The organism is Amycolatopsis sp. NPDC026612 (assembly GCF_040638285.1).
In the GTDB taxonomy this organism is placed as follows: Bacteria; Actinomycetota; Actinomycetes; order Mycobacteriales; family Pseudonocardiaceae; genus Amycolatopsis.
The window spans coordinates 23,261-37,635 of record NZ_JBEZYB010000074.1 but is presented as its reverse complement, the minus strand read 5'-3'; the positions used below and the strand labels follow the sequence as shown (position 1 = coordinate 37,635).

At 65.3% G+C, this 14,375-nt stretch carries 12 protein-coding genes and 2 pseudogenes; 13 read left to right on the top strand and 1 reads right to left on the bottom strand.

From position 1 onward, the window contains the following. The first annotated feature begins 536 nt into the window (after positions 1-536). From AB0F15_RS37345 to AB0F15_RS37285, 13 genes and pseudogenes are all read left to right on the top strand, one after another. A complete protein-coding gene (locus AB0F15_RS37345) occupies positions 537-845 on the top strand; it encodes a hypothetical protein (protein ID WP_360281174.1) in 309 nt (102 codons plus the stop codon). A gap of 221 nt (positions 846-1,066) precedes the next feature. Next, positions 1,067-1,306: pseudogene (locus AB0F15_RS37340) on the top strand (DUF2510 domain-containing protein); the annotation flags it as partial. Between the two features lie 174 nt (positions 1,307-1,480). Further along, on the top strand, positions 1,481-2,101 hold the full coding sequence (locus AB0F15_RS37335) for a hypothetical protein (RefSeq protein WP_360281178.1): 621 nt from the start codon (positions 1,481-1,483) through the stop codon (positions 2,099-2,101). A 313-nt stretch (positions 2,102-2,414) separates the two neighbouring features. Next, a pseudogene (locus tag AB0F15_RS37330) lies at positions 2,415-3,014 on the top strand (acyl-CoA dehydrogenase family protein); the annotation flags it as partial. After that, positions 2,995-3,417, top strand: a complete 423-nt coding sequence (locus AB0F15_RS37325; RefSeq protein ID WP_360281172.1) for a hypothetical protein — start codon at positions 2,995-2,997, stop codon at positions 3,415-3,417. The pseudogene AB0F15_RS37330 and the gene AB0F15_RS37325, both read left to right, overlap by 20 nt. A gap of 130 nt (positions 3,418-3,547) precedes the next feature. Further along, a complete protein-coding gene (locus AB0F15_RS37320) occupies positions 3,548-3,718 on the top strand; it encodes a hypothetical protein (RefSeq protein WP_360281170.1) in 171 nt (56 codons plus the stop codon). A 461-nt stretch (positions 3,719-4,179) separates the two neighbouring features. Next, on the top strand, positions 4,180-4,596 hold the full coding sequence (locus AB0F15_RS37315) for a hypothetical protein (protein ID WP_360281168.1): 417 nt from the start codon (positions 4,180-4,182) through the stop codon (positions 4,594-4,596). A gap of 8 nt (positions 4,597-4,604) precedes the next feature. After that, the gene (locus AB0F15_RS37310) at positions 4,605-6,785 is read left to right on the top strand and encodes a hypothetical protein (protein WP_360281166.1); all 2,181 of its coding nucleotides are present in this window, start codon (positions 4,605-4,607) and stop codon (positions 6,783-6,785) included. Positions 6,786-6,848: 63 nt separating this feature from the next. Beyond that, entirely contained in the window at positions 6,849-8,630 is a 1,782-nt protein-coding gene (locus tag AB0F15_RS37305; RefSeq protein ID WP_360281164.1) for an SUMF1/EgtB/PvdO family nonheme iron enzyme, read from the top strand. Further along, positions 8,627-9,868 carry an aspartate aminotransferase family protein gene (locus AB0F15_RS37300; protein WP_360281162.1) on the top strand — a complete coding sequence of 414 codons (1,242 nt, stop codon included), beginning with the start codon at positions 8,627-8,629 and terminating at the stop codon, positions 9,866-9,868. The genes AB0F15_RS37305 and AB0F15_RS37300 overlap by 4 nt, the downstream gene beginning before the upstream one ends. Further along, positions 9,760-10,827 (top strand): Gfo/Idh/MocA family oxidoreductase, encoded by a 1,068-nt coding sequence (locus AB0F15_RS37295; protein ID WP_360281160.1) that lies wholly within the window; start codon positions 9,760-9,762, stop codon positions 10,825-10,827. The genes AB0F15_RS37300 and AB0F15_RS37295 overlap by 109 nt, the downstream gene beginning before the upstream one ends. 205 nt (positions 10,828-11,032) lie before the next feature. Then, complete coding sequence (locus AB0F15_RS37290; protein ID WP_360281158.1) at positions 11,033-11,803, top strand: alpha/beta fold hydrolase; 771 nt, start codon at positions 11,033-11,035, stop codon at positions 11,801-11,803. A 9-nt stretch (positions 11,804-11,812) separates the two neighbouring features. After that, complete coding sequence (locus tag AB0F15_RS37285; RefSeq protein ID WP_360281156.1) at positions 11,813-12,910, top strand: LLM class flavin-dependent oxidoreductase; 1,098 nt, start codon at positions 11,813-11,815, stop codon at positions 12,908-12,910. Between the two features lie 380 nt (positions 12,911-13,290). Here the strand turns inward: AB0F15_RS37285 and AB0F15_RS37280 are convergent, their stop codons facing one another. Beyond that, the gene (locus AB0F15_RS37280) at positions 13,291-14,070 is read right to left on the bottom strand and encodes a transposase family protein (protein WP_360281176.1); all 780 of its coding nucleotides are present in this window, start codon (positions 14,068-14,070) and stop codon (positions 13,291-13,293) included. Positions 14,071-14,375: the final 305 nt, after the last annotated feature.

Genomic DNA, 14,375 nt, shown 5'->3' with positions numbered 1-14,375 from the left:
CCACAGCTCATCCGGCACCAACCGCAACGACAAACGATCAACCACAGCCAACATCATCGCTCAAGATCGCCAGATCACCACGTAAGACACGCTCTTAAACCCACACGTGTCCGAGGACGATCTTGCTCACTATCTACACGACTACCCCTGGACTCATTTGCGCAGGTCAGCGGCGTATCGCGACTCCCGGCTGGGCTTTGCCATGGGGTAATTGAGTATCCCTGACACGATCTTGCTCGCTAACCACAACATTCACGCTCGGTTGGGTGGACGCCTACAGCAGGTCCGAACCGCACCTGCAACGTCTTCCGACAGCAGCGAGCACGGTACTGCGTGGCGTGGTGGTGCTTGGATGCCGCTGCTCAGACCGCTGCGCAACCCCATCTCCAGCGACCGCCGCCCCCGGAAGGATGGACTCGAAAGCGGCTTCAACGACCCGGAGCTGGACCTACAGGGTTCAGCCCTTCGCGTCGGTCGGCGTAACAGCGGGGCGGCAACTCCCGATCCATCTCCGGACGAGTCAACTGGAGACAACGATGGGTCTGCTCTACAAGCTCTTTCTGCCGAAATCCGTCAAACGTGTAAGGCGCAAGGTCACCCGGATCGCCCACCCGGTACGGACGGCGAAACGCGCAGTTACACCGCGAGCCGTAAAGGCCGCGATGAACCCCATCGGCTACACCAAGGGCGCGGTCGAGAACCAGATCGTGCGAGCAGTGAAGGGCAAAGGCAAGGGGACTTCCAAGCGTTCCGGGCCGACCGTGACCTGCCAGCACTGCGGAACCCGAGCCAAGGGAGTCATGTGCCCCACGTGCCGGCGTCGCATGCGGCCGCAGGCGGGCTGAGTTCGGCGGCACGGTCAGCGGGCGGTGGCAAGTCTTGCCCCGGCCTGCTGGTACACCAGCAGCGGCACGCCACCGCTGTCGCCTCCGTACCCGTCACCGAGTTCGTGCGGTCGGCGAACACCCCTGATCGCCAGCGCCATGCCTGTTGGACGCGGCCTGCGGGCAGACCACATCACCGCAACCCATTCTCGCCGATCACGCCAACTGTGCTCGGCACGTCCATGCAGAACTCACGACCAACCCGCTCCCCATACCAGTCGCCTTCGACCTTGACCTGCTGTGCTCGCGGGCGCGTAACGCACGATCGGGAAGCGCCGACTTCGTATCAGGTTTCGTCAATTGAAGCAGGAACTCGAGGCACCGTGGACGCTGTGACTGCGCCGCCGCCAGGCTGGTACCCGGACGGGCCCGGTGTGCGCTGGTGGAACGGAGAGACTTGGACCGGGCATACCGCACCGCTGCCCAAGCCTACTACTGACGGTCGCGCAGGCGAACAGCTCCAATCTCCGAAAGGTATGCCACAGCTACCGACTGCTACCACAGCACCGTCCACCGTCACCGCCGGCGCGTTGCGCGGAACCAGTTTCGGGGACCGCTGGATAGAAATCCGCAGCGCCGGGTCCGACAAGCGCGCCTTGGCGAAAGTGATCACCACACGCGGGCGCACCGGACCCAAGTCCTTACGGGTCGACGACGCAATCGTGCAACTAGTCGGAAACGACATACAGGTGAGCATCGGCAGCACCCGAGTCGGCACGCTAGGTGCCACAGACACGGCGACGTACCAGCACGTACTGGCGTGGGCACGCCACCCGATCGAGTCCAGTGGGATCGTCCTCATCGACGCAGAAGGACATCCAGGAGCACACCTCAAGCTGTACCTTCCCAGCCCAGACATGCTCGTGCCCGCCAACGACCTGAACCCCACAATCGCGGTGTTCCCAGCTTGGGACCGGGCCGGCGGCCTGACCTTGGCCAGACTCAAGGCCGAGCACGCCCTGGTCGATTCCGCGACCGCACGCTGGTGGTCAGGGACAGCCCGCTCCGCCTGGGTGGTGCTCACCCGCACGGCATTCGAAATCACGGCATCGATGGACGGAATGCCGCTACCAAACCTCGACCCCGACCGTGACGGCGGCCTGAGGTCGGCATGGACCACCAAACATCCCGGACTTACACAGATGCAGTTCGAGGCACAGGTGTACCAGATCAAGGCCGGACGCCAGATCAACATCCGCTTCGCGCTGAGCTGGTAGGCCCGACACCTCCTGGCCCCGCGACCTGACCGCGAACTGCCTGAGTCAGTGCCTCGAGCCGTCGTGCTCAACCCAGCCGATGATCAAGTCGACGTCCACGGGGACACTACGTCCCGCCGCCGCCCGCAGCAGATGAGACTATCGGAGGTAGCTGCTGTCACTCTGCCCCTGCCGCGACGCGCGATTCTATGGGGTAATTGAGTGTCCGAGACGATCTTGCTCGCTAACCACAACGCTCGCACTCGGTCTGTTGAACAAGGTATGAGCTGGTGGCGGAGGAGTACAGTCACTTTGTATCTTGGACGGGACTCGGCTGTTCCTGACCGAGGTCCGGATCCCGGACGCCCACCGGCTCGGCGCGGTCGGCGAGGGCTGGAAGGTCGCGCAGACCACGCTGATGAACGAGCGCGTCGCGATCGGCGGGTACGTCCAGCCGCGTGAGGGTGGGCTGATCGGCATCGTGACCGAGACCTGGCGCGAGCGGCCCGAGCTGCGCACGCCGGAGCTGCGCGACCGGCTAGTGCAGCACTGGATCGAGGCGGAAACGCTGCGGCTGGCCGGCACCCGGCTGCGCCAGCAGCTGACGAAGGGTGCGCCCGGGCCGGAGGGCTCGGCCATGAAGGTCGCCTTCTCGGAGCTCAACCAGGCGCTCACCGGCCTGGAGGTCGAACTGCTCGGCGAAGAAGGCCTGGCCTACGACGACTGGACGTTCCGGCGCCCGGCGATCGTCGACTTCACCGGCCGCGAAGCGGGCTACCGCTACCTGCGCGCCAAGGGGAACTCCATCGAGGGCGGCACCTCGGAGGTCCTGCGCAACATCATCGCCGAACGCGTGCTGGGGCTGCCCTTGGAACCGCGCGTCGACAAGGACGTCGCCTGGAAAGACTCCCCCGATGAGTCAAGCACAGCCTGATCTGCTGTATTCCGACGTCAAGGAAGACCTCCGGGCCTCCGTCCGCGACCTGCTCAAGACCAAGGCCGGCGCTTCGGCCCTGCCGACGCGGGTAGAGACGGCGGAGAAGTCTTACCTGAAGCTGTGGCGCACGCTGGCCGACGAGGTCGGGGTGGCCGGGCTGGCGGTGCCGGAGGAGCTGGGCGGGCGCGGCGGCGTCGGCCCGCGAGGTCGCCGTCGTGGCCGAGCAACTGGGCGCAGCGTCGCGCCGGTGCGGTTCCTCGACAGCGTGGTCCTGACGACGACGGCGCTGGTCCGCGCGTCCGCTGGCGACTTCGTCCTCCGGCTGGCGACGGGTTCGGCGATCGGTGCTCTGGCCGTGCCGCTGTCGACGGCACCGGGCGCGGGTTCCTGTCTTCGGTGACGGTTTCGGCTTCCCGAACCTTGAGCGGCCGGGTGGGCACGGTCGCCGACGCGCGTCGGTGGCGGACCTGCTGGTCGTGCCGGCCGCGGGGCCGGACGGGTCGGGGCTGTAAGTGGTCGAGGCATCGGCGGTGACAAAGCTGGTCTCGTTCGACCTAACGCGCCGGGTGGCCGACGTGGTGCTCACGGACGCGCCTGCGGTGCTCGTGGCATCGGGTCTGGACGCGGCGTCGGTACTGGAGGAGGCCCTGTTGTTCAGGGCGGGCGTCCTGGCGTCGGAGCAGACGGGCATCGCCGAATGAACGCTGACGGAGACGGTTTCCTACCTGAAGGGCGCTAACAGTTCGGCCGTCCGGTGGACGGGTTCCATTCGCTCAAGCACTGGCTGGCGTACCGGAAGCCGCCGACGTCGAGATTCAGGCCCCTCCGACCTCAGTCGAGCCGTCCCTCCCCGGTTTTGTCCGTCAGATGTAACAGCGCGACCAAATGGGTGCATCACCCGGCGTCATCGCAGGCAGACCACGCCCGACAGATCACACGGGTATCGCACCATTCGGGCTACCACCGGGAGGCAGCACGACAGAGCGTCACAAACCCGGCTCCGTTGGCGCAAACGCCGCGACCGGACAACAAGCCGCTCTGTCCCAGCCAATCGACTGTGGCTACCATTCATCTCGGAGAACCGACGAAGGGGACGGCGTTGAATGATCGTCAATCGGAGACGGGCCACCCCGGAAACCGTCTCGTCGCCACCCTGGGCCGTGTGGCCACCGCGCGTAAGATCGACGAGGTGTCGGCCGGAAAGGTTGTTTCCCTCCTGCTGCCGGCCGTGAGCAGCCTCATCGTGAGAAAGAACAACGGCGTCGCTCACTGCTTCAGCCTGAGAGGGCTCGCCGGACTGTTCCGCAAGGACGCGCCCGACACCTTGGAATTCGGCCGCCGCCACTGCGACCTCATCAAGAAGGAATTCGACTGCGAGGGTTTCTTCACGACCGACGAACTACCTCGGTACGGGCTCGACCTCGACGACGGGAACTACCTCCATCTGCACTCGGGCGCGGATCCGGACACCGACGTCACCGTCGTGACCCTGTACACGCGAAGCATGGCCATCCGAATTCGTGATCGGCTGACACAGGAGCTCAGCAACCTTCTTCGCGAATCACACGAACGCCGCTGAGAGGACACATGACACTGCCCGCCCTGACGATCCAGCTCGTGTCCTCGCCGCCGGCCACACCCACGCCGCTCACCCCTCTGCAGACAGTGGCGCTGGTGGTTCCGGTTGTGACGGCCATCATTCTGCTCGTTTTCGGCGTGAACAATGTCCCCGATCTGTGGCGAAAGGTCGCGAAACGGCGCGAACAGCGAAGACTTGCCAAGAAGTCGGAAGCCGACCTGATCGACACCCTTCCCCGCGTCGCCAACCTGGTCGACCGGATCGAAGAGGTGCGGCGAATCGCGGCGGCCATCAGCGCGGACGTTCCCCTGGTATCGATCGCCGGTCGAACCGGAGTCGGCAAGAGTGCGGTAGCGGTGTCCGCGGTGGCGGTATACCGCGACAACACGCTAAAAAACCCCCGGACAACCCGCAAGAACACATTGTGGCTCGACGCGCACAACTGTTGCCCGACGCTCGAGGACCTCGCGCGAATGCTGTCATTGGCGTTCGACCAGCCCGGGATATCCGCCGCCCCAAGCCGGGACAAGGAACTCGTCGTCCGCAATTTCCTCGCTGCCAATCCCACCGTGCTCATCATCGACAACTTCGCGCCGCCCGCCGGCCCTCGGCAGCAGGCTCTGATGGACCTGCTGGAGTCGCTTCCGGCGAGGTCCTGCGTGATTCTCAGCTGGGGTGAAAGCATCACCACGGAGGGCGAGCTGGTCCAGATCGAAGATCTCGACCTGGAGCACGCGGGCACGCTGCTGCTGCGCGAGGCCGACCGGCACGACGTCATCCTCGCCGAGCCGGCCAATGTGGAAGACACCATCCGGGACACCTACGCCCGGCTCGGCGGAAACCCGCAAGGCCTGCGCTGGCTGGTCCTCGAGATCAAGAAGTCAGCCCGGACCGTCGCAGACACCTTGGAAAAACTGACGGCGCGCGACTCACGGATCTACGCGGAGCTGTTTGGCAACATCTGGGAAACACTCGAGGCGGAGCAGAAGAACATCCTCATCGGCACCGCCGAAGCCCAGGTACCGGCCAGCAGTGAATACCTCATGGCAGCGACCGGGTTCAAGGAGAAAGAAGTTCACGACACTATCGAGAACCTCCTGGCCCTGGGAATTCTCGAGCGAGCGACCGAGCAGCACGTCGCCCGGGTCCGCCTCCCGAACATCACCCGGTCCTACGTCGTCTCGAACGCGGATCGACGACGAATCAGCACCACCCGGCGCAGACTGGCCCGTTACTACATTCGGCGGCTCGAATCGGACTGGGAAGACGCTGCGGGCATCGAGCACGACATCGAAAACGTCATCCAGGTTTTCCTCAAGGCCAAGCAGGACGGCGACTGCTCCTCGGCGCTGCGGCTGTTCGAGCTCATCCTCGACATCCTGTTCACCCTCGGCCTGTTCGATGATCGCATCAACCTCGGCCATGCGGCAGTGGAATGTGCCCGGCAGCTCGGGCGCCCGGCCGACGAAGCGCTGGCCTGGTCGGTCATCTCATCCACCCATACCGTGCGCGGGGAATACCGACTGTCCGACGCCGCATTGATTTCCGGGCGAGCCGCGGCCGAGCAGTCCGGCTCCACCCAAGCCATCGCTTACCAGGCTCGATGCCGCGCCTACAACTTGTACCGCGAAGGCCACACAACGAAGGCGCAGAACGAATTGGAAGGAGTTCTCGAACTCGCCGACAGCGCCGGCGACGTCAACGGCGCGATCGACATCCTGGCACTCAAATGTTCGCTGGCGCTGCACGACAAGCGGCAGCAGGAAGCGCGGCACCACGTCGACGACTTCAACCAGCGCATCCACGCCGCAGGCTGGCGCCGGGCTGAAGCCTATCCCTATCAGGAATACGCCGAACTGGAGCTCTGGGAACGCAACCTCGCCGAAGCAGCCCGCTGGGCGAGCAAGGCGCGCGACATAGCCGTGCAGTACCGGGATCGCCGGCAGGAGATCAGGGTGGAGCTGACGCTGGGACGCATCGCGATGTACGGCGGGCAATTGGGTGAAGCGAAGTCCCTCCTGCGCAAGGCGGCCGAAGACGCAAGCCAGTACGGGTTGGTCAACGAGCTCGCCGAGATCCGGGCGCACCTCATGTTGGCCTCCCGGAGGCCACGCTGGATATGGCGAGCGTGGTACACGAACTGCAAGGTGCCGAACCGGCTCTGCTCCCTCCCGATCGGAGGTGACTGAGCCACGGCCCGCGGGAGACGGAGAGCCGACGACGCACACATTGCGTAGGAGAGCGGGGAACGAATGGACTTCGACACGCTGATCTTGGACGTGGCCGGGAGGGGGCTCCACCATGGCAGACATATCGGGGCAGGCCCGGGAGAACTGACCCGGCTGCTCGAGCTCGATTACGGGCGGACAACGCGCACGTTCGATCCTCTGCTGTGGAACGACGCCGCCCGGCTCCTCGACCGGATTGCCGCTTGGGCGGCCGATGGCGACGGCCGCGTGCCGGATCGGGGACCGGGCCGGTTGGTCATTCTCTCGACGCTCTGCACCAGATTCAAAAGAAGCCGCGGCACCTTCCTCGGCCTCGCCCTCGCGTCGAGTGTCCAGGGGCGGCCCAGTACCATGGTGGACTGTGACTCGCTGCTGGATGCTCTGAGCGTCCAGACCGGCGACATCGTCGTCCTGCTCGATCTCGTCGTCGTCCCCAGCAGGCTCTACACGACCGCGACCGGCTGCGACGCCACGGCCGTGGCGGACCTGATCGCCGAGCTGGCCGAGTGGAGGTCGGCGAACCTGCTGCTCTGCGCGACGCCGGGCACCTTCGAACTCAACTCGTCGGCGGGCTACCGGGCATCCGAACTGAGCACGTTCCGTTCCCTGAAGTCGCTCGCCGACCGGGGCAAGCCGTTCTCTGTTCACGACCTGCACACCGAAATGACCCGTCGCGCCGACGACCTGCGCGACGTCACCATCGGCGTCTGCGCACCGGGCCGGGGGCCGGTCCTGCTGCAGCCCCGACGCACCAGCCCGAGGTTCCCGGGGTACATCATCGACGACCTCTACTCACCGGGGCCCGGTTCGCGGCTCGACGCCGTCGCCGAACTGGCGGACATCGTGCAGGGACATTCGGACGAGGCCGACCCCGACGATGCGAGGGCGGCCCTGGTCGAGCTTTCCAAGCTCGACCCGGATCCATCCGTCCGTGCCGAGTGTATAAAGAGCTTTCAGCGAAGCAAGAAAGTCACCGTCGACGACTTGAGATCACTCGAGATCTGCCACGACGAAGTCGACCGCCACCTCCTCGCCGCGAAGCCCCCCGAGTTCGTGGCGATACCCGCTGGCCGGTACCGAATCGGCGCGGAATCCGAGACCGGCCAGTGGTTCGAGCGGCCCGCCTTCGACGTCCGTCTTCCCGCTTTCGCCATCGCCCGGACGCCAGTGACCAACGGTCAATACTACGTGTTCGCCAAGGAGACCGGCCGGCCGGTACCCGGAAGCTGGGTGTCCGACGCGGTGCTGCTCGGCCAGCGGGATCATCCGGTCGTCTACGTCTCGTACTACGACTCCGTGGCCTACTGCGAATGGCAAACCACGAAGCTGCGGTCCGAGCCCCCGGCAGGCGCGCGGGTCTGCTTGCCCACGGAACTGGAGTGGGAAGCGGCGGCCCGCTGGCCCGACGGCCGGGCACACCCTTGGGGCGACGTGTTCGACCCGCGCCGGTGCAACACCCTCGGCGCCGGTCGCGGAGCCGTCATCGAGACCGGTGTATTCAGCCCGGCCGGCGACACGAGCGCCGGGGTGGTCGACATGATCGGCAATGTCTGGGAATGGACGGAATCCCTGTGGGGCGCGAGCGGGCGAGCGCCCGCGCAGCTTTACCCGCTACCTCCCGAACCGGAACCCGTCCACCGATCGGCGCCGAATACCGTGCGGCGCATCGTGCGGGGTGCCGCCTTCTACTACACCGACGAATGCGCGAACGCCTACACACGAAACCGCGCTTACCCGGACGACACCCACAAGGCGGGGAGCTTCCGGCCGGTCATCCGGCTGCCCCGGACAGGAGGGGAACCATGACCGCAACTGTGCGGCTCGGTGCGGGACGCCATAAAGTCATCCAGTGGAGCGGACTCCGGATCAGGGAGGCCGAAGGCTCCTGGCTCCAGGACGAAGATGGGCGGCGATACCTCGATTTCTTCGGTGCTTCCGGGGTGAACCTCCTCGGCCACTGTCATCCGCGCGTCGCCCGGCGAGTGCGCGAGGCGTTCGGGTCCCGGGGTATCGGCGCGTTTCCTGGCATCTTCGAGGATGACTTGGTGGCCCGGTTGGGTGTCGTACTGGCCGGCGGCAAGTGGTGCGCCGAACTGTTCTCCGGCGGCGCCGAGGCCGTCGAAGCCGCGCTCAGGGCCGCCGAGGAGTACACCGGCCGACGAGGTGTGCTGGCGTTCGACGGTGGTTTCCACGGGAAGACGATGGGGGCCCGCTCGGTCACCCAGGGCGCGAAGCCGCCGGTCATCGGTGCGGTCTTCGCTCGCTACCCGGACCGGGCGAAGTGTCCGCACCACGCACCCGCACGGGGACTGCCGTGCTCTTGCGTCACCGAGGCCGGCGAGGTGGTCGCTGCATCGGCCGAGCACCTGGGTGCCATCATCGTCGAACCGGTCCAAGGGCGATCGGGCAACATCACCCCTCCCCCGGGATTTCTCACCTATCTGCGACGACTCGCCGACGAATATGGTCTCCTGCTGATCGTGGACGAGACGTTGACTGGGCTGGGCCGCACCGGGGCGTGGCTCGCCCACCACGAGGAGGACGTCCGAGCCGATCTCATCGTCATCGGCAAGGGACTCGGTGGCGGCTACCCGGTGAGCGCGTTGATCGGCGAAGCCGGTGTCATGGACGCCGGTTCGTTCGGCGTTCCCAGCGGGAGTTCTTCCAGCTTCGGCGGGTACGCGGCAGCCGCTGCCGCTGCCGCCGCCACCCTGGTCGTCCTCGAAGAACAAGACCTGATCATCCGGTCCCGCGCAGTCGGCGCCGGGCTCCTCGCGGACCTGGAAACTGGGCTCGCCGGTTGCCCGGCCGTGACCGGAGTCTCCGGGCGAGGCCTGTGCGCCGGAATCCACTTCGCTGATCCTTCCGCAGACACCGTCCGGATGTTCTTCGACGAATGTTTCCAGCAGGGTCTTATCACGATGACCGGGGAAGGGTGCGCACGCCTGTACCCACCGCTCACGATCAGCCCCGACGACGTGCGACTCGGAACGGAGATCCTCTGCGCGGCCGCCTGGCGAATCGCGAAAGGCACGGGGCGGTGATCAGGTCCGCCGTACTCGGAGCCGGCATGGCGGGCCGGCGCCACGCCGAGTTCTACCACAGCCGTCCCGACGTCGAACTGACGGCGATCGTGGAACCTTGTCGGGATGAGCGCATCGCGGGCTTGCCGGGCTCGGTCCCGCTGTTCGATTCACTGGACAACCTCTGGGAAGCGGACCTCAACGTCGACGTCATCAGTGTCTGCAGTCCTCCCGCCGCCCACTGCGCAAACGTCCTGCAAGCTGTCGAGCGCGGGGTGGGATGCCTCTGTGAGAAGCCCCTGACGAGGACTTCCGCCGAGGCTTGGCAGCTCACCGCGGCCGCCACCCGCGGTGCGGCGCCGGTCATCCCAGTGCACAACTATGCTCACTCTCCTTGGTGGCGTTCGCTCAAGGCGGCGGTCTACGCCGCGGTCCCCGAGACGCTCACGGTGTCCATCGAGCGCCCGCACGCCGCTTTCGGAGTGGCCGGCCGGCACGCCGGCTGGCGAACGGACGCCCCCGTGTCCGGTGGCGGCATAGTCTGGGACTTCGGCGTTCACGCGCTTTACCTGGCGGACGACCTCTTCGCCGCCGCGCCGCTCTCGGCCCGGACTTCGTGCTGGCGTGAGGAACGCGGATGCGAGATCGAGTGCGATATCACTTTCACCTATCCCGGCGATCGGCTGCTGCGCTTCACCGGAAGCTGGTGCTCCCGGCGCAGGACGTCCAGCTGGTGTGTGACCGCACAAACCCAGAGTGGGGGAGCGATCACGCTGACCCGGCAAAGCCCGTCTGGAACCGGTCTCTGGCTCGACGGTGTGTTCGCCGAATACCTGATGGCGAGGGAAGGCTCGCGGGCGTGGCGCCGGACCCTACGCTCTTCCGCTGCCGCGATACTCGCGGCGGAAGCGGCCCGTCGATCTGCGCGGTCATTGGGAACCACGGTGTTGCTGGACGCCGCGGCCCTCCATCCGGTCTGATCCGCACAAACGAGAGCCCGGTTCCGACCGGAATTCTCGGCGAGACCCGATCGAACGACCCTGAATCCGGTGGCGAGCTCACAGCCCGTGGTGCCGGACCCGCAACCCCCGAGAACTCCGTCGACAGTCGGCAGTACCGTCTGATCCATAAGTTCGCACCACCCGGCGGCAGTGCCGTCAGTCGTTCAACCGAAGAGGAGAAACCATGCCCGAGACCATCCGTGAGCACCGCCTCGACCTACATATCGACGGGGATTCGTTGGCCATGGTCCTCGCGACGCCCGCCGCCGCCGAACTCGGCTCTTTGGCCGTACTGCTGCACGGTGGTCCGGGTGGCCAGAAAGACGGGCCGGACAGGCTCTACAGCGACCTCGCCAGGAGCCTCGGCGAGAAAGGGATAGCGTCACTCAGGTTCGACTTCCGCGGGGTCGGCGAGAGCACCGGCGAATACCGAGACATGACCATCACCCGTTCAGTGGAGGAGTACGACGCTGTCTGGCGTTTCGCGCGCTCGATCGGTTTCGGGCACGTAGGGGTAATCGGAGAGAGCTACGGAGCTACCATCGCCTTGCGAAGCGAAGCAGCCGACCCGGACGCCGTCTGCCTGCTCTGGCCGGCGATCTACTTCCTCGACGTGACGTTCGCCCCGTTCGTCACCGAGGAAAAACTGGAGACCGCCCGCAGGGATGGCTTCACCATCGAAGACGGCGTCGAAGTCGGTTTGTCGTTCCTCGAAGAAGTCCTGGAAATCGAGGACGTCGAGCCCGGCATCCGACGGCTGGCGGCGCCGACTCTCCTCATCCACGGCAAGGACGACAGCGAGGTGCCATTTCGGCAGAGCGAGTCCGCGTACGCTTTGCTCTCCGAACCCAAGAAGCTCGTACTCGTGGACGGCGGCGACCACTGCCTGGCACGACCGGCGGAACGAGAGATCGTCAACGCCGAAGTCGCGGCTTGGTTTTCCAAGCACCTGTAGGGGCGGGCCATGATGAAGATCGGCGTCGCACTGAACATGACAGCCCAGCCGGGGGTTCCGGACGCCCGGTGCCTCCGCGAGCATCTGGAGCTCGCCGTCCTGGCCGAATCGCTCGGATTCGACTCCGCATTCGTCACCGAGCATCACTTTTCCGATTATGCGCTGACCCCGTCGCCACTTCAGTTGCTGACGTACCTGGCAGCACGCACCGACCGGCTCCTGCTGGGCACGGCCGTCGTGGTCATCCCCTGGCATAACCCCGTACGACTCGTCGAAGAAATTCTCACCCTCGACGCGTTGAGCAATGGCCGGCTGATCATCGGCGTCGGCCGCGGGACCGCCGGACGCGAATACGAGGGTCTCGGCTGCGCGAGCGATGAATCGGAGAACCGTTTCACCGACGGGCTGCACACTCTGGTCTCGGCCCTGACCACATCAGCATCGATCTCCACCGGTTCCTCGGGCAAAACCTTCATTCCGCGCCCCAGATCCGAGAACCGTCGCACGATTCCATTTTACACCGCGTCGACGTCCGGACGCTGCGGCGCAACAGCAGCCAGCCTAGGACTACGTCAACTCGTGGCCGGCCAAGCGGATTTCCATTATCTGCGAACACACACCACTGGTTACCACGCCTCCGTCATCAGAGCCGGCCACACCCCAAAACCACCGATGGTGCTCGTTCTGGCGACGTCCCGACCCAACGACACCCAATCCGAGGATGTCGCGCGCCCCTATCTCAACAACGACTGGGATCTCGTCGAGAGCCACTATCAGTACACGAACGGGACGATCTCGACCGTACGAGGCTACGAATCACATAAAACAATCGAAGATCACTTCCGGCGGATATTTTCAGATCGAAGCTATCGTGAGATTGAAACGGATAAACTCATCTCGACCCAGCTGATCGGCGCACCGGAGAAGTGCGTGGCGAATTTCGTCAAGCTAGTCCAATACACGGAAACCGACCACGTCCTCTTGGAGTTCTGCTATGGCGGGATGCCGCTTACGACAGTGCGCGAAAGTATGGAATATTTCGCAAGCGAGGTTCTTCCACAGTTGCGCACGGTCTCCGAAGCGGGAGGTCGAACCCCTGGGGAATGACTGGCGCCGGGTCCGCCGCGGATGACCGGCGATCGAGCCGGCGAGGCGAGCGAGCCGCCTGGCCGTATCGACGCGGCCGGGGCCCCTATGTCGACGACGGCACGGGCGCTTCAGGAAGCGCTGGCGGTGGGGTATCAAGTCCTGCGGCCGACCGTACAACTGGATGAAACGCTCAACGCAACAAGCGACGAACCCTGCTGGCGCAGACTCGAGCTGATCAGCCGGTTCGGCGACAGTCCCCCATGGACAAACATGCTCAAGGCATACCAGAGGACACCGACATCACAGGAAGTGATCACGCCTCAGCTAACCGACAAGGTTTGTGCCCCTAAGGGATGTCTCGTAACTGGTGTTGTGGTTGGTGGGTCTTGTGTTGCGAGTTAGTCGGCAAGGAGGATGTTGTGCAGATGCGCGACTCCGGACACCGTGTCGGCCAGTGTGTGCGCGGCGCGACGGTAGTCGCGGAGAATCTTGAAATTCTTCATCCGGGCCAGGACGTGCTCGACGCGAGCGCGAACCTTGCGATGTGTGGCGTTGAGATCTTCCTTCCAGCTGGGAAGATCGCTGCCGTCTCGAGGTTTGCGAAAGGGCATGACGACTCCAGGATTGCCCTGGTAGCCGCCATCGGCCATTACTGGTCGGTCGGCGAGTTGCTTGGCGATTCCGGAGTCGCGGTAGACGGTGCAGTCGTTGCGGCTGCCGGGTTGCGGGTCGCCGGTGGCGATCACCAGCCGGGTCTCGGCGTCGATGGCGACCTGCACGTTGGTCGAGTAGCGGTAGTTCTTCGACGGGGTCGCCAGCCGATGATCCCGCGTGGGGACCAGGGTGCCGTCCACGATCGCGACCGCGTCGATCCGTCGTTTGCGGATCGGGGCCAGCGCCAGCAGTGGCCCGATCGTGTCGATCACCCGGTGCGCCGCGGAATGCGACACCCCGAACAGCGGTCCGATCTGGCGCATCGTCAGGTTCGTCCGCCAGTATGTCGCCACCAGCAACACGCGGTCTGCCAGCGGCAACGCCCACTGCCGACCCGGGCGACCGTCCGCGATCTCGTTACCGCCCCGCTTCGCGACCAGCCGCACCAGCTTCCGGAACTGTCCCGGCTCCAAGCCGGTGAACGGGGCAATCCACTCCGGCTGCGACGCTGTGATCACCTGCACCACGACAGCATGATCGACTACCGACCCCGTCACCCCGACACCGGGTTACGAGACAGCCCTTAGGGACACAAACCCAGTGTCCGGGGACCGAGTTGATCTATAACCCCACGCTGAAGTTCGCTACGGACCTGCAGCTTGAGTGATTCGCTTCCACGCGGGAGATTTCCCACGTCTACGTGTTCAAAGGGGGACTTGAACACCCCGCACGTGGGTTATCTCCCTTGTTCGAGGAGATCATGCAACCATAGTAGCGGACAGTCATAGCCTTCGCAGGGATCATTGAGAGGCGCAGGGGCACCCCCGCA